At 72.1% G+C, this 17,751-nt stretch carries 21 protein-coding genes; 6 read left to right on the top strand and 15 right to left on the bottom strand.

Annotation, left to right across the window (positions count from 1 at the left end):
- Positions 1-63: 63 nt before the first annotated feature.
- The 4 genes from OG607_RS35160 to hisI form a co-directional block, all read right to left on the bottom strand.
- Positions 64-276 carry an HGxxPAAW family protein gene (locus OG607_RS35160; protein ID WP_405732178.1) on the bottom strand — a complete coding sequence of 71 codons (213 nt, stop codon included), beginning with the start codon at positions 274-276 and terminating at the stop codon, positions 64-66.
- A 99-nt stretch (positions 277-375) separates the two neighbouring features.
- Positions 376-1,047 carry a TIGR02234 family membrane protein gene (locus OG607_RS35155; protein WP_405732175.1) on the bottom strand — a complete coding sequence of 224 codons (672 nt, stop codon included), beginning with the start codon at positions 1,045-1,047 and terminating at the stop codon, positions 376-378.
- A gap of 14 nt (positions 1,048-1,061) precedes the next feature.
- Entirely contained in the window at positions 1,062-2,588 is a 1,527-nt protein-coding gene (locus tag OG607_RS35150; protein WP_329319243.1) for an anthranilate synthase component I, read from the bottom strand.
- Positions 2,589-2,605: 17 nt separating this feature from the next.
- On the bottom strand, positions 2,606-2,953 hold the full coding sequence (gene hisI, locus OG607_RS35145; RefSeq protein WP_405732172.1) for a phosphoribosyl-AMP cyclohydrolase: 348 nt from the start codon (positions 2,951-2,953) through the stop codon (positions 2,606-2,608).
- A gap of 155 nt (positions 2,954-3,108) precedes the next feature.
- Here hisI and OG607_RS35140 point away from each other — a divergent pair, with 155 nt between their 5' ends.
- Both OG607_RS35140 and OG607_RS35135 read left to right on the top strand, forming a co-directional pair.
- Positions 3,109-3,969, top strand: coding sequence for a hypothetical protein (locus OG607_RS35140; RefSeq protein ID WP_405732169.1), 861 nt, complete (start codon positions 3,109-3,111; stop codon positions 3,967-3,969).
- Positions 3,970-4,014: 45 nt separating this feature from the next.
- Positions 4,015-4,650: a TIGR03085 family metal-binding protein gene (locus OG607_RS35135; RefSeq protein WP_405732167.1), complete on the top strand. Its 636-nt coding sequence runs from the start codon at positions 4,015-4,017 to the stop codon at positions 4,648-4,650.
- A gap of 35 nt (positions 4,651-4,685) precedes the next feature.
- On the opposite strand, the gene OG607_RS35130 is transcribed toward OG607_RS35135, so the two are convergent.
- Complete coding sequence (locus tag OG607_RS35130; RefSeq protein WP_405737251.1) at positions 4,686-5,939, bottom strand: MFS transporter; 1,254 nt, start codon at positions 5,937-5,939, stop codon at positions 4,686-4,688.
- A gap of 33 nt (positions 5,940-5,972) precedes the next feature.
- Positions 5,973-6,563 (bottom strand): winged helix-turn-helix domain-containing protein, encoded by a 591-nt coding sequence (locus OG607_RS35125; RefSeq protein ID WP_405732164.1) that lies wholly within the window; start codon positions 6,561-6,563, stop codon positions 5,973-5,975.
- Between the two features lie 42 nt (positions 6,564-6,605).
- On the opposite strand from OG607_RS35125, the gene OG607_RS35120 reads away from it, so the two are divergent.
- Positions 6,606-7,115 carry an O-methyltransferase gene (locus tag OG607_RS35120; RefSeq protein ID WP_405732162.1) on the top strand — a complete coding sequence of 170 codons (510 nt, stop codon included), beginning with the start codon at positions 6,606-6,608 and terminating at the stop codon, positions 7,113-7,115.
- Here OG607_RS35120 and OG607_RS35115 read toward each other — a convergent pair.
- From OG607_RS35115 to hisD, 9 genes are all read right to left on the bottom strand, one after another.
- Entirely contained in the window at positions 7,103-8,326 is a 1,224-nt protein-coding gene (locus OG607_RS35115) for an MFS transporter (RefSeq protein WP_405732159.1), read from the bottom strand. The genes OG607_RS35120 and OG607_RS35115 overlap by 13 nt on opposite strands.
- 68 nt (positions 8,327-8,394) lie before the next feature.
- Positions 8,395-9,150 (bottom strand): imidazole glycerol phosphate synthase subunit HisF, encoded by a 756-nt coding sequence (hisF, locus tag OG607_RS35110; protein WP_405732156.1) that lies wholly within the window; start codon positions 9,148-9,150, stop codon positions 8,395-8,397.
- Positions 9,147-9,566 (bottom strand): RidA family protein, encoded by a 420-nt coding sequence (locus OG607_RS35105; RefSeq protein ID WP_405732153.1) that lies wholly within the window; start codon positions 9,564-9,566, stop codon positions 9,147-9,149. Before OG607_RS35105 ends, hisF begins: the two co-directional genes overlap by 4 nt.
- Positions 9,563-10,294, bottom strand: coding sequence for a bifunctional 1-(5-phosphoribosyl)-5-((5-phosphoribosylamino)methylideneamino)imidazole-4-carboxamide isomerase/phosphoribosylanthranilate isomerase PriA (gene priA, locus OG607_RS35100; RefSeq protein WP_405732150.1), 732 nt, complete (start codon positions 10,292-10,294; stop codon positions 9,563-9,565). The genes OG607_RS35105 and priA overlap by 4 nt, the downstream gene beginning before the upstream one ends.
- A gap of 22 nt (positions 10,295-10,316) precedes the next feature.
- The gene (gene hisH / locus OG607_RS35095) at positions 10,317-10,952 is read right to left on the bottom strand and encodes an imidazole glycerol phosphate synthase subunit HisH (protein ID WP_405732148.1); all 636 of its coding nucleotides are present in this window, start codon (positions 10,950-10,952) and stop codon (positions 10,317-10,319) included.
- 29 nt (positions 10,953-10,981) lie between these two features.
- A complete protein-coding gene (locus OG607_RS35090; protein ID WP_329319228.1) occupies positions 10,982-11,134 on the bottom strand; it encodes a hypothetical protein in 153 nt (50 codons plus the stop codon).
- Positions 11,134-11,727, bottom strand: coding sequence for an imidazoleglycerol-phosphate dehydratase HisB (hisB, locus tag OG607_RS35085; protein ID WP_329319227.1), 594 nt, complete (start codon positions 11,725-11,727; stop codon positions 11,134-11,136). The genes OG607_RS35090 and hisB overlap by 1 nt, the downstream gene beginning before the upstream one ends.
- A 5-nt stretch (positions 11,728-11,732) precedes the next feature.
- On the bottom strand, positions 11,733-12,848 hold the full coding sequence (locus OG607_RS35080; protein WP_405732143.1) for a histidinol-phosphate transaminase: 1,116 nt from the start codon (positions 12,846-12,848) through the stop codon (positions 11,733-11,735).
- Complete coding sequence (gene hisD / locus OG607_RS35075; protein ID WP_405732140.1) at positions 12,845-14,167, bottom strand: histidinol dehydrogenase; 1,323 nt, start codon at positions 14,165-14,167, stop codon at positions 12,845-12,847. Before hisD ends, OG607_RS35080 begins: the two co-directional genes overlap by 4 nt.
- A gap of 141 nt (positions 14,168-14,308) precedes the next feature.
- Here hisD and OG607_RS35070 point away from each other — a divergent pair, with 141 nt between their 5' ends.
- The 3 genes from OG607_RS35070 to OG607_RS35060 all read left to right on the top strand — a co-directional run bounded on the left by OG607_RS35070 (position 14,309) and on the right by OG607_RS35060 (position 17,745).
- On the top strand, positions 14,309-15,877 hold the full coding sequence (locus tag OG607_RS35070; protein ID WP_405732137.1) for an oxidoreductase: 1,569 nt from the start codon (positions 14,309-14,311) through the stop codon (positions 15,875-15,877).
- A gap of 129 nt (positions 15,878-16,006) precedes the next feature.
- The gene (locus OG607_RS35065) at positions 16,007-17,014 is read left to right on the top strand and encodes a hypothetical protein (protein ID WP_405732134.1); all 1,008 of its coding nucleotides are present in this window, start codon (positions 16,007-16,009) and stop codon (positions 17,012-17,014) included.
- A gap of 11 nt (positions 17,015-17,025) precedes the next feature.
- Positions 17,026-17,745 (top strand): LON peptidase substrate-binding domain-containing protein, encoded by a 720-nt coding sequence (locus OG607_RS35060; RefSeq protein ID WP_405732132.1) that lies wholly within the window; start codon positions 17,026-17,028, stop codon positions 17,743-17,745.
- Positions 17,746-17,751: the final 6 nt, after the last annotated feature.

Here is a 17,751-nt window from a genome sequence, read left to right as displayed (position 1 = left end):
GAACGGCGCAGCCGCGAGGCCACGCCGTTCGCGTGAACGAAAGTCCGGTCGGAACGAGTCCGGTCAGCCGTGCGCGGACGCCTTGGTGTCCTTGCCGAGGCCCGCCGCGCGCATGGCCATGCCGACGATGCCGCCCAGGCCGGCCACGATGAGCCCGGCGAACATGCCGAGCGGCTCTGCCAGGACGACGAAGGCACCGGCGATGCAGAAGCCGATGAAGGCGATGGTCACGCCGGTCCAGGCGGCAGGGGTGTGTCCGTGGCTGTTGCCCGCCATGAGTGCTCCCAAGTCGTTCTACAGGTTCTGAGGTTCAGAAGGTCGGCATCATTGTCCCCTGCTCACGCACTGTGCCGCGCAGGGGGGTCACCCGGCGCGTCAGCCGGCTTCGGTGGGGTCCTCGCCCCGGTCCAGCGCCTTCCACAGGTCCTCCGGCCGGTCGGGGTCCACGACCGGCTTGCGCTGCCTGCGCATGCCGGGTTCGGCCCCCTCGCGGTCGTACCGGCTGGACATGGCCGGCCAGGCCCGGCCGCGTACGAGAGCGATGATCCCGGCCGCGAGCAGCAGGGCCCCGCCCGCGGCGGAGAGCAGCGGCCAGGCGGTGGTGGTGTGCTCGCTGACGGTGGCATGGACCAGGGCGGTGGCCGTGGCGGCCGCCGCGTTCATCGCGGAGGGGTCGTCGAGCGAGGACAGCGCCGCGGCGACCGTGCCCGCGCCGCACAGCGCCAACAGCCCCGCCAGGGCCACCCGGCCCGCGCCGCGCACCGCGAACACCGCGACGAACGCCGCCATCGCCACCAGTGCCAGCGACCCCGGCAGCCCGCCCACCTGCTGCCCGGTGGCGCTCACCGACCGGATCCCGCCGGCGCCGATGTCGACGGTGCCGTTCATCCAGATCCGGCCTTTGGCGAGCAGCACGATCGTGGCGCCCGCCGCGCCGAGCAGCAGCGCGGCGGTGACGCTCCGGCGCGCTCCACCGCCACCGCCACCGCCCCGGGCAGCGGGCGGTACGGGGGCTTCGTCAGTACGGGGCTGGGTCACGGCAGTCACTCCACCACTATCGCCTATCGCCGCAGCGCGTTCGCGGTCGCCACCGCGCGCAGCACCGCCGCCGCCTTGTTCCGGCACTCGGTGTCCTCCGCGACCGGGTCGGAGTCGGCGACGACCCCCGCTCCCGCCTGCACGTACGCCGTGCCGTCGCGCAGCAGCGCCGTACGGATGGCGATGGCCGTGTCGGAGTCCCCGGCGAAGTCCAGATAGCCCACGCAGCCGCCGTACAGGCCGCGCCTGGTCGGCTCCAGCTCGTCGATGATCTGCATCGCGCGCGGCTTGGGCGCGCCGGACAGCGTCCCGGCCGGGAAGCACGCGGTCAGTACGTCGAAGGCCGTGCGGCCCGCGCCCAGGGTCCCCGTCACCGTCGAGACGATGTGCATGACGTGGCTGTAGCGCTCGACCGACATGAAGTCGACGACCTCCACGCTGCCCGGCTCGCACACCCGGCCCAGGTCGTTGCGGCCCAGGTCCACCAGCATCAGGTGCTCGGCCCGCTCCTTGGGGTCCGCGAGCAGTTCCTCGGCCAGCGCCTGGTCCTCCTGCGGGGTCGCCCCGCGGTGCCGCGTTCCCGCGATCGGGTGCACCATCGCGCGGCCGTCCTCGACCTTGACCAGGGCCTCCGGGCTGGAGCCCACCACATCGAAGCCGTCGAAGCGGAACAGGTACATGTAGGGCGACGGGTTAGTCGCGCGCAACACCCGGTACACGTCCAGCGCGCTCGCCGGGCACGGCGTCTCGAAGCGCTGCGACGGAACGATCTGGAACGCGTCCCCCGCCCGGATGTACTCCTTCGCCGTCTCCACCGCCGCCTGGTACACCGCCCCGCCCGAGCGGGACTCGATCTCCTCCGGCAGCTCCGACGGCGGCAGCTCCACCGCCCCCGAGTCGATCGGCCGCGCCAGATCCGCCGCCATGGCGTCCAGGCGGGCCACGGCGTCCGCGTACGCCTCGTCGATGCCGGTGTCCAGGTCGTTGTGGTTGATCGCGTTCGCGATCAACAGCACCGAGCCGTCCCAGTGGTCCAGCACGGCCAGGTCCGAGGTCAGCAGCATCGTCAGCTCGGGCAGGTGCAGATCGTCCTGTGCGTGGTCGCCGATCCGCTCCAGACGGCGCACGATGTCGTAGCCGAGGTAGCCGACCATCCCGCCGGTGAACGGCGGCAGCCCGGCGTCGTCATGCAGGTCCCGCGGGGTGTGCAGGGTCTCCACGGTCGCCCGCAGCGCGGCCAGCGGATCCCCGTGCTCCGGCACCCCCACCGGCGGCGTCCCGATCCAGTGCGCCTGCCCGTCCCGCTCCGTCAGCGTCGCGTCGCTGCGTACGCCCACGAAGGAATACCGCGCCCACGACTTCCCGTTCTCCGCCGACTCCAGCAGAAACGTCCCCGCGCGCTCCCCGGCCAGCTTCCGGTACAGCCCGACCGGCGTGTCCCCGTCCGCGAGCAGCCGCCGGCTCACCGGGATCACCCGGCGGTCCATCGCGAGCTTCCGAAACGTATCGAGGTCCGGCGTAACAGTGCCCCTGGCAGTGCCCCTGGTCATGGCGGCAGCCTAGTGGGTCAGCTCAGCGGCAGCGGATCCGCGTCGAAGCAGGTGCGGTCGCCGGTGTGGCAGGCCGCGCCGACCTGGTCGACCTTGACGAGAAGGGTGTCGCCGTCGCAGTCCAGGGCCACGGCCTTGACGTGCTGGACGTGGCCGGAGGTGTCGCCCTTGACCCAGTACTCCTGGCGGCTGCGGCTCCAGTAGGTGCAGCGGCCGGTGGTGAGGGTGCGGCGGAGCGCCTCGTCGTCCATCCAGCCGAGCATGAGAACTTCGCCGGTGTCGTACTGCTGGGCGATGGCGGGCACGAGGCCGTCGGGGTTGCGCTTGAGGCGGGCGGCGACGGCGGGGTCGAGCGGGGAGTTCATGGGTCCATTCTGCCGCCGTCAGCCCACCAACCGGAAAAGCCGTATAAGGCGCATAGGGCACAACTCGCCTGACCTGTCGTCAGCAAGTGGTCACCCCTGTCACGAGTTCGTATCCGAGTGAAGCTGACGTCACCCGTATGGGGCATGCTTCGTTCATGAGTTTTCCTCCGCCGCCACAGCCCGATCAGCCCCAGCCCGGCCAGGGCGGCGGCTACGGCTACGGACCACCGCAGGGCTTCGGACCGCCGCCCCCGCCGCAGGGCGGCGGCGGTTACGGCTATCCCGACCAGGGCCAGGGCGGCGGCTACGGCTACCCCGACCAGGGCCAGGGCGGCCAGGGCGGCTACCCGCCGCCGGGCGGGGGCGGCTACGGGGGCTACGGCGGCGGCCCCGGCGGCTACCCGCCGCAGCCGCCCCCGCCGCCGAGCGGTGGCAACGGCGGGAAGATCGCCGCGATCGTGATCGGCGCGGTGATCCTGGTCGCCGTCCTGGTCGGCGCCGCCGTGGTGGTCCTGGGCGGCAACGACGACGACACGACGACGACGGCGTCCGGCAGCGGCAGCCCGACCGCGTCCGGGTCGACTTCCGCGCCGACGCCCTCCGACGACCCCTCGTCCTCCGCGACCGGCGCAAGCTCGGACCCGACCGACAGCCTGGTCCCGTTCGTCGTCCTCGCCCCCGGCAAGTGCTTCGACCACCCCGGCCTGAACAGCCACGTCAAGGTCGTCACGACCCGTTCGTGCAGCACTCCGCACGACGGCGAGGTGATCGCCAACGAGACTCTCACCGGCAGCTTCACCACCGAGGCCGAGCTGCAGACCAAGGTCCTCAAGCTCTGCGAGAAGGACGCCAAGGCCCGGCTCGCCAAGATCTCGCCCGACGGCAGGACCTATTACTACTACGCCATCTACCCGTCGCTGGCGACGTACCAGATCCAGAACAAGGACACCATCTCCTGCTCCCTCACCCTCAGCAACACGGTGGACGGCAAGCAGCTCACCAAGGCCCTGCCGTAGGGGTGTCAGGGCGTGTCCGGCGGCCGGAGACGTACGCTTGACGGTATGTCGACTCATGCACAGCGTGAACGTCTGCTCCTCGCCGACCTGCTGGAAAGTGTCGGACCCGAGGCCCCCACCCTCTGCGAGGGCTGGACCACCAACGATCTGGCCGCGCATGTCGTGGTCCGCGAGCGCCGCGCCGACGCGTCCGCGGGCCAGCTGATCCCGCAGCTCGCGCCCCGCCTGGAGCGCGTGCGCAAGGAGTTCGCCGTCAAGCCGTACGAGGAGCTGATCCAGCTCATCCGCACCGGCCCGCCGCGGCTGTCCCCCTTCGCCCTCAAGCAGATCGACGAGGCGGCGAACACGGTCGAGTTCTTCGTCCACTCCGAGGACGTACGCCGTGCCCAGCCCGACTGGACGCCCCGCGAGATCGACCCGGTCTTCGCTGACACGCTCTGGTCCCGGCTGGAGCGCAGTGCCCGCCTCCTCGGCCGCAAGGCCCCCGTCGGCGTCGTCCTGCGCCGCCCCGACGGCCAGACCGCGGTCCTGCACCGCGGCACCCCGGTGGTCACGGTCACCGGGGAGCCTGCCGAGCTGGTCATGTTCGCCTTCGGCCGTACGGAGGCCTCGCGGGTGGAGACCGAGGGGGACAAGGCCTCGATCACGAAGCTGTACGAGGCGAAGCAGCTCGGGATCTAGCCTTCCGCCGTCCTCGCGGCGCGAACGTCACCGCACTAGCGCGGCAGCTCGGCGCGCCTGAGCGCCGGGGACGCCAGCCCGTACGCGCCCGCGAGCACCGACACGGCGGCGCTCACCGTGAAGACGGGCTCCAGCCCCCAGGCGGCGATCCCGGCGCCCATCAGCGGGTAGCTCAGCGGTGCGATGCCGACGGTGAAGAGGGTCATCACCGAGCCGACCCTGCCCAGGTACGCGGAGTCCGACGTGGCCTGGAGCAGCGCGCCCACCAGGGCGCCGCCCAGCCCTGCCAGCAGACCGATCACCACGCCCGCCCCGACGGCCAGTGGCAGCGACGGCACGTAGGCCATCGCACCGGCCGCGACCGCGCCCAGCGCGCTGCAGCAGGCCAGGACGAGCCCGGCGCGCGGCACCCGGCCGCGTACGGTCAGCAGCAGCGAGGCGGCGCCCGCGCCGGCCCCGAAGCCGCCGATGATCCAGCCGAGCCCGGCCGCTCCCCAGCCGCGCTCGTCGGACAGCAGGGTGACGCCGATGTTCAGCGGACCGGTCAGCCCCAGCTCGCCCACCGCCCCGACGATCACGAGGGAGGCGAGCACGCGGTTCCGCCGGATGTACCGGATGCCGTCCACCAGGTCGCGCCAGGCCGGCCTCCCCGGCCGCGTACGGTCGTCACCGGGCAGCGGCCCGACCCGCACCGCCACCAGCAGCCCCAGGGACACCGCGAACAGCGCGCCCGCCACCGCGAAGGCGCCGGCCTCGCCGCCGACAGCCATCGCCAGTCCGCCCAGCGGCGCCCCTGCGACCGTGGCGACCCTCACGGCCAGCCCCTTCATCCCCTGGACGCGGGCCAACTGGTCCGGGCCAGTGATGCGTGGCGGAAGGGCGCTCACAGCGGGCATGAACAGCGCGTCCACCGCGCCGAAGACCAGAGCCACCGCCACCAGGGCCCACAGTCCGGGCGTGGTGACCGCCAGCAGCCCTGCCATGGCCAGGATCACGACGCAGCGCGTCGCGTCGCTGCCGATCACCACCTTGCGCGGCCCGAAGCGGTCCGCGATCACTCCCCCGCCGAGCATTAACGCCGCCCTCGGCACCGACCCGACGGCCAGCACGAGACCCGCCTGCGCGGCGCTCCCGCTGCGGGCGGCCGCCCACGACAGGGCGAGGAAGTAGACGCTGTCGCCGATCAGCGAGGCGGCGAACGCGGCCAGCCAGCGCAGGACGTTGCCGTCCCGGTGCGCGTGCTTGGTGGTGGCTGTGACGGTGTTCGTGGGTATCCGGGTCGCCAGCATCGCGGCGTCCTCCTTCTTCAAGGTCTTCACAGGTCAGTCGCGGAAAGGGAATCCGTACAGGTGCAAGGCCACGTGCTCGCGGCCCTCGGCGTCGCCCGCCTCGTCGGCCGCGCGGCCACGGTCCTGCCAGCGGCGGGCCAAAGCCGCCATCTCATCGGCCAGTTGCCGCATCTCCTCCGAGGTCAGGCGGACCATGTACTCGGAGCTGAACGCCACGTCCTCCCACGCCTGCGGCCATGCGCCGTGCTGGTCGAGGTAGCGCGAGTAGCGCTCGTACCGGGTCGCCAGCACTTGGCGGTTCATCTCGCTCATCACCGCCGCGCCCTCCGGCTGCCCTGCGAAGTCCGAGCTGCGCACGCTGAAGCCGCGCTCCGAGGACGGCTGCCACCACCGCTCCCGCCCGTCCGAGCTCTCGCCGGGAGCCTCGACGATGAAGCCGTGCTCGGCGAGCTTGCGCAGGTGGTAGCTCACCAGCGACACGGCTTCGTCGACCTGTTCGGCAAGTTGGGAGGCGGTTGCCTTACGGGCGGTGTGGAGCGCCCGGTAGAGCTTGATGCGCAGGGGGTGGGTGAACACCTTGAGCGCCTTCACGTCGGTGATCCACCGGGTCTCATCGTTGGCCATGTCCACGACGATAGATAGGAAAGGGAAGTTGCGCAATAGATTTTGCGCAACTTCCCTTTCCTGTCTCTTCCTCTCCTCGCCGGCGCCACCCGCATCGGGGAGACCGGCACGGGCTGCGGGGTCGGCCTGGCATGGCTGGCCTCGGGCATGCGGCAGCCCGGGGCTGTCGCGGTGAGCGTCGAGCGGGACCCGGTGCGGGCGGCGGCCGCCGCGCAGGTGTTCCAGGGGCGCCCGGACATCACCGTCCTACGCGGCGACCGGACGGCGATCGCCGAGCACGGCCCGTACGACCTGCTGGTGCTCGACGGCGGGGGCCAGGGCGAGGGCGACGGGCTCCCGGCCGACCCCGAGCGGCTGCTGCTGCCGGGCGGGGTGCTGGTCGTGGACGACTTCACGCCCGCCGACACCTGGCCCCCGCTCCACGAGGGCCGCCCCGACGAGGCCAGGCTGCACTGGCTGACCCACCCCGCCCTGCGCACGCTGGAAATCCCCCTGGCCCCCGACCTCGCGGTCCTGGTCGCGACCCGGCGCTTCCCCGGTCAGCTCCCGTAGCCCCGTACGTCCCGTACGGCCAGCGGCGCGAGGCTGATGGCGACGTAGCCCAGCCCGACGTACAACAGGGTCCGGCGGACGCCCAGTTGAAGGGCGACGGGACCGGCCAGGGCCTGGCCGACCGGGGTGGCGGCGTAGGAGCCGAGCCATTCGTAGGCGCTGACCTTGGAGAGGGAGGAGGCGGGGATCTCGCGCTGGAGGACGGTCTCCCAGAGGGGGTTGAAGATCATCAATCCGACGCCGCTGAAGAAGGCCGCGATCGCGACGGGCACGGGAGAAGAGGCCTGTGACATCACCAGCATGGGTGTCGTGCACAGCGTGGCGACGAGCACCGCGAGCCGGAGCGGGCGGCGCGGGCGGATCCAGACGGTCAGCAGGCCGCCGGTCACCGCGCCCGCTCCGAGGGTCGCCATGATCGCGCCCCAGGCGCCCGCGCCGCCGAAGTCGCGGGCGCTGACCAGGGGGCCGAGTACGGACAGGACCGCGGCGCACATGTTCGTCAGCGAGGACATGAGGATCAGGCTCCACACCCACGTACGTGACCGGAACTCCCGCCAGCCGTCCCGCAGATCGGCCACGATGCGGCTGCCCACCGGTGTCCCGGTCCCGGCGGGCAGCCGCAGCCGGGCCAGGCAGGCCGCGCTGACGGCGAAGGTCGCGGCGTCGGCGGCGAGCGCCCAGCCGGACCCGACGGAGATGACGAGCAGGGCCGACACGAGCGGCCCCGCGACCATCGAGACGGAACGGGAGGCGGTGTGCAGGGCGTTGGCGGCCTGCCTGTGGTCCGTGGGCACGGTCTGCTGGATCAGCCCGGACACGGCGGGGGTGAACATCGCGCTCGCGGCGCCGTTGACGGCCTGGAGGGCCATGAGTTGCCAGATGTGGGCGTGCCCGGTGATCAGCAGCCCCGCGCAGCCGCCCTGCCCGGCCACCCGCACCAGGTCCGCGCCCAGCATCACCCGGTGCTTCGGCAGCCGGTCCGCGAGCACGCCGCCGAGCAGCATGAACGCCACGACCGGCACCGTGCGCGCGGCCAGCACCAGCCCGAGGTCCCCCGCCGAGCCGGTGAGGTCCAGCACCGCGAAGGCCAGCGCCGGGCCGACCAGGCAGTCGCCGAAGGACGAGGCGAACTGCCCGGCGAAGAACCACCGGAATGCCGGTATGCGCAGCACGCCCAGCCGGGGCGCCGCCTCCCCCGTGGTCACCGTCATGGCCGTCAACGTAGCGGCGGGGACGCCCCGACCGTCACAGAGGTTTCCCTACGCTTCCCGCGCAGCGGTCACCGCACCGGGTGACCCGCCTCGCGCAGTGCGCCCTTGACCTCGCCGATGCGCAGGTCGCCGAAGTGGAAGACGGAGGCCGCCAGCACGGCGTCGGCGCCCGCCGCGACCGCCGGGGCGAAGTCGCCGAGCTTGCCGGCCCCGCCGCTGGCGATGACGGGGACGGTGACGTGCGCCCGCACGGCGGCGATCATCTCGGTGTCGTAGCCGTCCTTGGTGCCGTCGGCGTCCATGGAGTTGAGCAGGATCTCACCGGCGCCGAGTTCTGCCGCGCGGTGGGCCCACTCGACGGCGTCGATGCCGGTGCCCCGGCGTCCGCCGTGTGTGGTGACCTCGAACGACCCGCTCTCGGTGCGGCGGGCGTCGACCGACAGGACCAGCACCTGGCTGCCGAAGCGCTCGGCGATCTCGCTGATCAGCTCGGGGCGGGCGATGGCGGCGGTGTTGACGCCGACCTTGTCGGCGCCGGCCCGCAGCAGCTTGTCGACGTCGTCCGCCGACCGGACGCCGCCGCCTACCGTCAGCGGGATGAAGACCTGCTCGGCGGTGCGGCGCACCACGTCGTACGTGGTCTCGCGGTCGCCCGAGGACGCGGTGATGTCCAGGAAGGTCAGCTCGTCCGCGCCTTCGGCGTCGTAGAGCTTGGCCATCTCGACCGGGTCGCCGGCGTCGCGGAGGTTCTGGAAGTTGACGCCCTTGACGACACGGCCGTTGTCCACGTCGAGGCAGGGGATGACTCGGACCGCGAGGGTCATTCGGGGGCTCCTCGGAATGCTTCTACTTCGACCTCGACCAGGACGCGCGAGTCGACGAAGCCGGCCACCACGACGATGGTCCCGGCCGGGCGTACGGCGCCGAACAGCTCCTTGTGGGCGCGGCCGACGTCCTCCGCGTCCCGGGCGTGGCTGAGGTACATGCGGGTGCGGATGACGCTCTCGGGCCCGAGGCCGAGCTTCTCCAGCGCGGCGAGCGCGTTGCCGAAGGCCAGCAGGGCCTGGTCGTACGGGCTGCCCTCGCCGCGCACCGCTCCGCCGACGAGCGGCATGGTGCCGCCGACGAGGACCCGGTCCCCGGCCGCGACGGCCCGGGCGAAGCCCATGGTCTCCTCCCAGGGGCTGTCGCTCTGCACGCGCTGTACTGCGGCTGCGGCTGCGGCGGGGGTTTCAGTCATCGTGATACGGCCTCCAACGCCTCTTCCAAGGTGAACGCCTTGGCGTAGAGAGCCTTGCCGACGATGGCGCCTTCGACACCCTCCGGAACAAGGGTCGCAATCGCACGCAGGTCGTCAAGGGAGGAAACGCCGCCGGATGCGACAACCGGCTTGTCGGTGGCCGCGCAGACGTTCTTCAGCAGCTCCAGGTTGGGGCCCTGCAGCGTGCCGTCCTTGGCGATGTCGGTGACGACGTAACGGGCGCAGCCCTCGCTGTCGAGCCGCGCCAGCGTCTCGTAGAGGTCGCCGCCGTCGCGGGTCCAGCCGCGGCCGCGCAGGGTCGTGCCGCGTACGTCCAGGCCGACCGCGATGCGGTCGCCGTGCTGGGCGATGACCTTGGCGACCCACTCGGGGGTCTCCAGGGCGGCGGTGCCGAGGTTGACCCGGGTGCAGCCGGTGGCGAGGGCGGCGGCGAGGGTGTCGTCGTCGCGGATGCCGCCGGACAGCTCGACCTTGATGTCCATGGAGCGGGCGACCTCGGCGATCTGCGCGCGGTTGTCGCCGGTGCCGAAGGCGGCGTCGAGGTCCACCAGGTGCAGCCACTCGGCGCCGGACTGCTGCCAGGCGAGGGCGGCGGCCAGCGGGTCGCCGTAGGACGTCTCGGAGCCGGACTCGCCGTGGACGAGGCGGACGGCCTGGCCGTCGCGGACGTCGACGGCGGGGAGGAGTTCGAGGCGGTTCGTGCTCATGGGTCGGGGCGTCCTAAAGGGTCTAAAGGGTGTCGAGCCAGTTGGTCAGCAGCTGGGAGCCGGCGTCGCCGGACTTCTCGGGGTGGAACTGGGTGGCCCACAGGGGGCCGTTCTCCACGGCGGCGACGAAGGGCTCGCCATGGGTGGCCCAGGTGACCTTCGGCGACCGGATGTTGGCGTTGGTCACCTCCAGCTCCCATTCGCGGACCGCGTAGGAGTGCACGAAGTAGTAGCGCTCGTCCGGGTCCAGCCCCGCGAAGAGCCGGGTGTCCTCGGGGGCCTTCACCGTGTTCCAGCCCATGTGCGGGACGATCGGCGCGCGCAGCGGCTCCACGGTGCCGGGCCACTCGTCGCAGCCGTCGGTCTCGACGCCGTGCTCGACGCCGCGCGCGAAGAGGATCTGCATACCGACGCAGATGCCCATCACGGGGCGTCCGCCGGCGAGGCGCCGGCCGATGATCCACTCGCCGCGTACGGACTTCAGGCCCGCCATGCAGGCGGCGAAGGCACCGACGCCGGGGACCAGGAGCCCGTCGGCGTTCATGGCCTTGTCGAAGTCGGCGGTGATCTCGACCTCGGCCCCGGCCCGGGCCAGGGCGCGCTCGGCGGAGCGGACGTTGCCGAAGCCGTAGTCGAGGACGACCACGTTCTTGGTCATGACAGCCCTTCCGTCCTTCCGTTACAGGCCTAGAGGCGTAGGAGACCGGCGGCCAGCGACATGGCGGAGCCGATGCCGAGCAGCACGATGACACCCTTCGGGAGCTTCTGCTTCCAGAAGGAGTAGACCCCGCCGGCGAGGAAGAGCCCCAGCAGGATGTAGAGCGTCGATGCCTTGTTCATCACAGGGCGCCCTTGGTCGAGGGCAGGATTCCCGCCGCGCGCGGGTCGCGTTCGCTGGCGTAACGCAGCGCGCGCGCGAGCGCCTTGAACTGGCACTCCACGATGTGGTGGGCGTTGCGCCCGTACGGGACGTGGACGTGCAGCGCGATCTGCGCCTGCGCGACGAAGGACTCCAGGATGTGCCGGGTCATCGTGGTGTCGTACTCGCCGATCATCGGCGCCATCTTCTCCGGCTCGGTGTGCACCAGGTAGGGGCGGCCGGACAGGTCGACGGTCACCTGCGCGAGGGACTCGTCCAGCGGGACGGTGCAGTTGCCGAAGCGGTAGATGCCCACCTTGTCGCCCAGCGCCTGCTTGAAGGCGGCGCCGAGGGCGAGGGCGGAGTCCTCGATGGTGTGGTGGGAGTCGATGTGCAGGTCGCCCTCGGTCTTGACGGTGAGGTCGAAGAGGCCGTGGCGGCCGAGCTGGTCGAGCATGTGGTCGTAGAAGCCGACGCCGGTCGAGATGTCGGTCCGGCCGGTGCCGTCGAGATCGATCTCGACGAGGACCGAGGTCTCCTTGGTGGTGCGTTCCACGCGGCCTACGCGGGTCATGGTGCCTAGCTCTCCTTCATGCTGTGCTCTTTGAACAGCGCGCGTGCCGCTTCCAGGAACGCGTCGTTCTCGGCCGGGGTGCCCGCGGTGACCCGCAGCCAGCCCGGTACGCCGTTGTCACGGACCAGGACGCCGTGGTCGAGGATCGCCTGCCAGGCGGCGTGGCTGTCCTCGAAGCGGCCGAACTGGACGAAGTTGGCGTCGGAGTCGGTGACCTCGTAGCCGATCGCGCGCAGCTCGTCGACCAGGCGGTCCCGCTCGGCCTTCAGCTGTTCGACGTACCCGAGCAGGGTATCGGTGTGCTCCAGCGCGGCGAGCGCGGTGGCCTGCGTGACGGCGGACAGGTGGTACGGCAGGCGTACGAGCTGCACGGCGTCCACGACCGCCGGGTCGGCGGCGAGGTAGCCCAGGCGCAGCCCGGCCGCGCCGAAGGCCTTGGACATGGTGCGGCTGACCACCAGGTTGGGGCGGCCCTCGATCAGCGGCAGCAGGGAGGGGCGGTGGCTGAACTCGCCGTACGCCTCGTCCACCACGACCAGGGAGGGGCGGGCGGCCTGCGCGGCCTCGTACAGCGCGAGGACGGTCTCGGCCTCTACCGCCGTGCCGGTGGGGTTGTTCGGGGAGGTGATGAAGACCACGTGCGGCCTGTGCTCGGCGATGGCTCGCGCGGCGGCGGTCACGTCGATCGTGAAGTCCTCGTTGCGCGGGCCGGAAAGCCACGCCGTGCCGGTGCCGCGCGAGATCAGCCCGTGCATCGAGTACGAGGGCTCGAAGCCGATCGCGGTACGGCCGGGGCCGCCGAAGGTCTGCAGCAGCTGCTGGATGACCTCGTTGGAGCCGTTCGCCGCCCAAACGTTGGCCATGCCGACTTCGTGCCCGGCGGTGCGCGTGAGGTATTGCGCGAGCCCGGTGCGCAGCTCGACCGCGTCCCGGTCCGGGTAGCGGTTGAGGTCCCGGGCCGCCTCGCGCACGCGCTCCGCGATGCGCTCGACGAGGGCCTCGGGCAGCGGGTACGGGTTCTCGTTGGTGTTCAGGCGTACGGGGACGTCGAGCTGGGGGGCGCCGTACGGGGACTGGCCGCGCAGTTCGTCCCGGATGGGGAGGTCGTCAATGCCGGTCACGAACCCGGTACCGTCCAATCGAATCGGGCCCTGACAGCGGCCCCGTGTGCAGGGAGGTCCTCGGCGTCGGCGAGGGTGACCACGGTCGCGGCGACCTCGGCGAGCGCCTCGCGGGTGTAGTCCACGACGTGGATGCCGCGCAGGAAGGACTGCACGGACAGCCCGGAGGAGTGGCAGGCGCAGCCGCCGGTGGGCAGTACGTGGTTGGAGCCGGCGGCGTAGTCGCCCAGTGAGACGGGGGCGAAGGCGCCGACGAAGATCGCACCGGCGTTGCGCACGCGGGCCGCGACGGCGGCAGCGTTCTCGGTCTGGATCTCCAGGTGCTCGGCGGCGTACGCGTCCACGACCGCGAGCCCCTGGTCGATGCCGTCGACCAGGACGATGCCGGACTGGCGGCCGGCCAGCGCGGGGGCGATCCGGTCCTCGACGTGCTTGCTGGCCGCGACCTGGACCGCGAGCTCCTTCTCGACCGCCTCGGCCAGGTCGAGGGAGTCCGTGACGAGCACGGCGGCGGCCAGCGGGTCGTGCTCGGCCTGGCTGATCAGGTCGGCGGCGACGTGCACCGGGTCGGCGGTGGCGTCGGCCAGGATCGCGATCTCGGTCGGCCCGGCCTCGGCGTCGATGCCGATCCGGCCCTTGAGCAGGCGCTTGGCGGCGGCCACGTAGATGTTGCCGGGCCCGGTGACCATGGTCGCCGGGCGGCACTCCTCGGTGCCGTACGCGAACATCGCGACGGCGGTGGCGCCACCGGCCGCGTACACCTCGTCGATGCCGAGCAGCTCGCACGCGGCGAGGATCGTCGGGTGCGGCAGTCCGCCGAACTCGGCCTGTGCGGGCGAGGCCACGGCCATCGAGCCGACCCCCGCCTCCTGCGCGGGCACCACGTTCATGATCACGGACGACGGGTAGACCGACCGACCGCCGGGCACGTACAGCCCGACGCGGTCGACCGGCACCCAGCGCTCGGTGACCGTGCCGCCCGGCACCACCTGCGTGGTGTGGTCGGTGCGGCGCTGCTCGCGGTGCACGATCCGGGCGCGCCGGATCGACTCCTCCAGCGCGGCGCGCACCTTCGGGTCCAGCTCCGCCAGGGCTCGCTTCAGCGCCTCGGCGGACACCCGGACCCGGTCGATGACGACTCCGTCGAACTTCTCCGCGTAGTGGATCAGCGCCGCCGTTCCGCGATGCTTCACGTCCTCGCAGATCGGGCGCACCTTCTCAAGGGCGGCCTCGACGTCGAAGTCGGCACGGGGCAGCAGGTCGCGGTCGATCCCGCCCTCGGGAAAGGCGGAGCCGCGCAGATCGATTCGGGAGATCACCCTCCCAAGTGTAGAGAAAGCCACTGACGGGCTGCTCGGAGTATCAGTCCCTGATACAGCCATACAGCCATACGGCCCCCATCGGATGATCATTGCCGATAGCGTTTCCGTCGCCGCTGTGAGCCACGGGAGGGAACCCCGGTGACCGAAGAGCCGCCGCAGGACTGGACGCCGGTGGAGCAGGACCTCTGGGAGGCCTTCCGCCGTGGCGAGTGGTGCGACCTGCGCACCGGCATCCCCGAGCGGGACGATCCCGCCGCCGACCGCTTCTGGGGCGCGGACCGGACCGTGCGCGCCGAGGTCATCGCCCGTCTGCTGCTGGACGGGCCGTCGGCCGTGCCCGGCCGGGTGTCGTGCGTCAAGCTGTCGGGCGCGCAGATCAGCGGGGAACTGCAGCTGTCCGGCGGCAACGTGGTGCCGTACGTCGAGCTGCGGGACTGCCGCTTCGAGCAGGTCGTGATGCTCTCGGAGTGCCAGTTCACCACCGTACGGCTCGTGCACTGCGCCATCCCGCGCCTGGAGGCCGCCCGCCTGCACACCACCGGCGACCTGCACCTGCCGCAGTGCACCGTCGAGGGCGGCATCCGGCTCACCGACGCCCACATCGGCACCGATCTCCTCCTCAACCAGCTCACCGTCCGCCGCGACCGGCACGGCCGCGCGATCGCCGCCGACGGGCTGAACGTCGCCCAGGACGTCGAGGCCGAGCTGATAGAGGCCACCGGCGAGATCAGCCTGCGCAGCGCGCGCATCGGCGGCCGGCTGAGCCTGCGCGGCAGCGTCCTGCACAATCCGTACGGGCGCTACGCGCTCAACGCCGCCCGGGTCCAGGTCGAGCACACCCTCTACCTGAGCGCGGGCTATGTCGGCTCGGGCAGCAACAGCGGGACCCCGCCGATGGGCGTGCGCACGCGGCATTTCACCTGCGAGGGCGGACTGCGGCTGGACGACGGCCGGTTCGGCAACGCGGTGATCATCAACCAGGCGCGCTTCCGGCTCACCGGCAACCAGCAGCTGTCCCTGCGCCGCGTCCAGACCCCCGAGCTGCGGCTCACCCTGGAGGAGCCGCCCAGCGGGCTGATCTCGCTGGCCGGGGCCCGGGTCGGCAACCTCACCGACACGCGCGCATGCTGGCCGGAGGCGGCGGGCGTGGACCTGACCGGCTTCACCTACGGCTCGCTGAGCCCCGAGGGGCCGTTCCCGCTGCGCGAGCGCATCGCGTGGCTCGCGGCGGCGACCCCCGAGTACAGCCCGGAGCCGTACGAGCACCTGGCGGCCGCGCTGCGCGTGAGCGGCGAGGACTCCGACGCCCGCGAGGTGCTGCTCGCCAAGCAGCGGCGGCGCCGCGAGACGCTGCCGGTGGCAGGCAAGCTGTGGGGCTACCTGCAGGAGATCATGGTCGGCTACGGCTACCGGCCCGGCCGCGCGGCGGTGTGGATGGCGCTGCTGTGGGCGGTCGGCGCGGTCTTCTTCACCTTCCACTACCCGCACAACACCGAACCCCCGCCGACGGACTCCGGCGCCTATCCGCACTGGGAACCGCGGCTCTTCGCACTCGACCTGCTCCTGCCGGTCATCAACCTGGGGCAGGACAACGCCTGGCGGCTCACCGGCTATGTGCAGTGGGTGGCGGCCGTGCTCACGATGCTGGGCTGGATCCTGGCCACCACGGTCGCGGCGGGCGCCTCACGGCTGCTGCGGCGCGGCTGACAAACCCGGACGGCAACCGGGCCGACCGCTCATAACCGGCCACTGACCACAGACAATTGCGTACAGATATCGAATCTTCACCGAAAGCACAGGCGACAGATCGATAAATGGCCGTTCAATGAGCCCATCATGCCTGTCCTACGCTCCCTGGTCGCCGCGTCGCGCATGCTGCGGCACACACCGCACATCGGTGCCGATCTGCCGCCCGATGACGCGGTGCTCCTCGACGCGCCCGACGACCGGCTCGCCTCGGCCGCCTCCTGCCTGCCCGCCGGTGACTTCAAGCCGGTCGCCGAACTGCTGGCCTGGACCCGCGACACCGCCTGGTGGGAGACCCGCGACCGCTACGTGGGCTGGCTCGCCCAGCAGCACCTGACCGACGGCTCGGACTGGCTGGAGAGCTGGCAGGACGCCGATCCCGCCAGCCCCGACCTTGCCCTGCTGCGCGCCGAGTCCGCCGTCCGCGGCGCCTGGCTGGCCTCCGGCCCCGGCCATCGCACCGCTCTGCTGCGCGAAGCCGGCCCCCTGGTCCGCGCCGCCGCCGACGCGGCTCCCGCCGACCCCGTCCCCTGGCGCATCGCCATCACCCGCGCACGCGGCCTGCGCGCGCAGCGCGAGGACTTCGACGGCCTCTGGGCCCAGGTCCAGTCCCGCTCCCCGCATCACTTCGGCTGCCATGTCAGCGCCCTGCGCTTCCTGCGCGCGCACGACGCGTCCCGCCCCAAGGAGTACCTGGCGTTCGCCGCCGACGCCGCCGACAGCGTCCTGCCCGGCTCCCTCGTGCTGGGCCTGCCGCTGGTGGCCGCGTACGAATACCTGCTGGCCGGCGGCCGGGAGGCGGACACCTACGTGGACACCGCCATCGCCGGCGCCCAGGAGCTGTCCGCCTGGCACCCCGCCGGCGACCGCGAGCCCGCCGAGGTGCGCAATGTCCTGGCCCAGATGCTGATGCTGCGCAAGCGGTGGCCCGAGGCCCTCGACCAGTTCCGGGCGATCGGCGTCCACGCGACCGGATTCCCCTGGTCCCGCCTCGGCGACGAGCCCCGGCGCGAATTCCTGGAGATGCGTACCGGCGTACGCGTCCAGCTGGCCTCCACCGTCCGCCTCTGGGCCAAGCCCGGCGGCCCTTACACATAGGCTTGCCGACTGTGACCGCTCGCATCCCGCTCTTTCCGCTCAATTCGGTGCTGTTCCCCGGCCTCGTGCTGCCGCTGAACGTCTTCGAGGAGCGGTACCGCGCTCTCGTACGCGACCTGATCGCCCTCCCGGAGGAGGCGCCCCGCCGCTTCGGCGTCGTCGCCATCCGCGACGGCCACGAGGTCGCGTCGAAGGACTCACAGGACGAGGGCGCGGCCGCCGGATTCGGGCCGGACCCGGCCCAGGCGCTGTTCACGGTGGGCTGCGCGGCCGAGGCCGCCACGATCGGCGAGCGCGAGGACGGCGGCTTCGAGATGGTCGCCAGCGGCACCACCCGCTTCCGGCTGCTCTCGGTGGACGCGAGCGGCCCGTACCTCGTGGGCGAGATCGAGGACCTGCCCGAGCAGCCCGGCGAGGGCTCCGGCGCCCTGGCCGCGGGGGTCGCCCGGGCCTTCCGTACGTACCAGAAGCGGGTTGCCGGAGCCCGCGAGCGCACCCTCGCCTCCGGCTCCGGCCGCGAGCTGCCCGACGAGCCGTCCGTGCTGTCCTTCCTGGTCGCCGCCGCAACCGTCCTGGACACCCCCGCCAAGCAGTCCCTCCTCGAAGCCCCGGACACCGCCACCCGCCTGACCGAGGAGCTGCGCCTGCTGCGCCGCGAGGCCGCCGTCATCGGTAAGCTCCGCACCCTGCCCGCCGTCGAGCTCACCCGGCAGGCCCCCAGCCCCAACTGACCAATT

The organism is Streptomyces sp. NBC_01537 (genome assembly GCF_045040445.1).
Taxonomy (GTDB): domain Bacteria; phylum Actinomycetota; class Actinomycetes; order Streptomycetales; family Streptomycetaceae; genus Actinacidiphila.
This window is presented reverse-complemented; position numbering and strand designations above follow the sequence as displayed.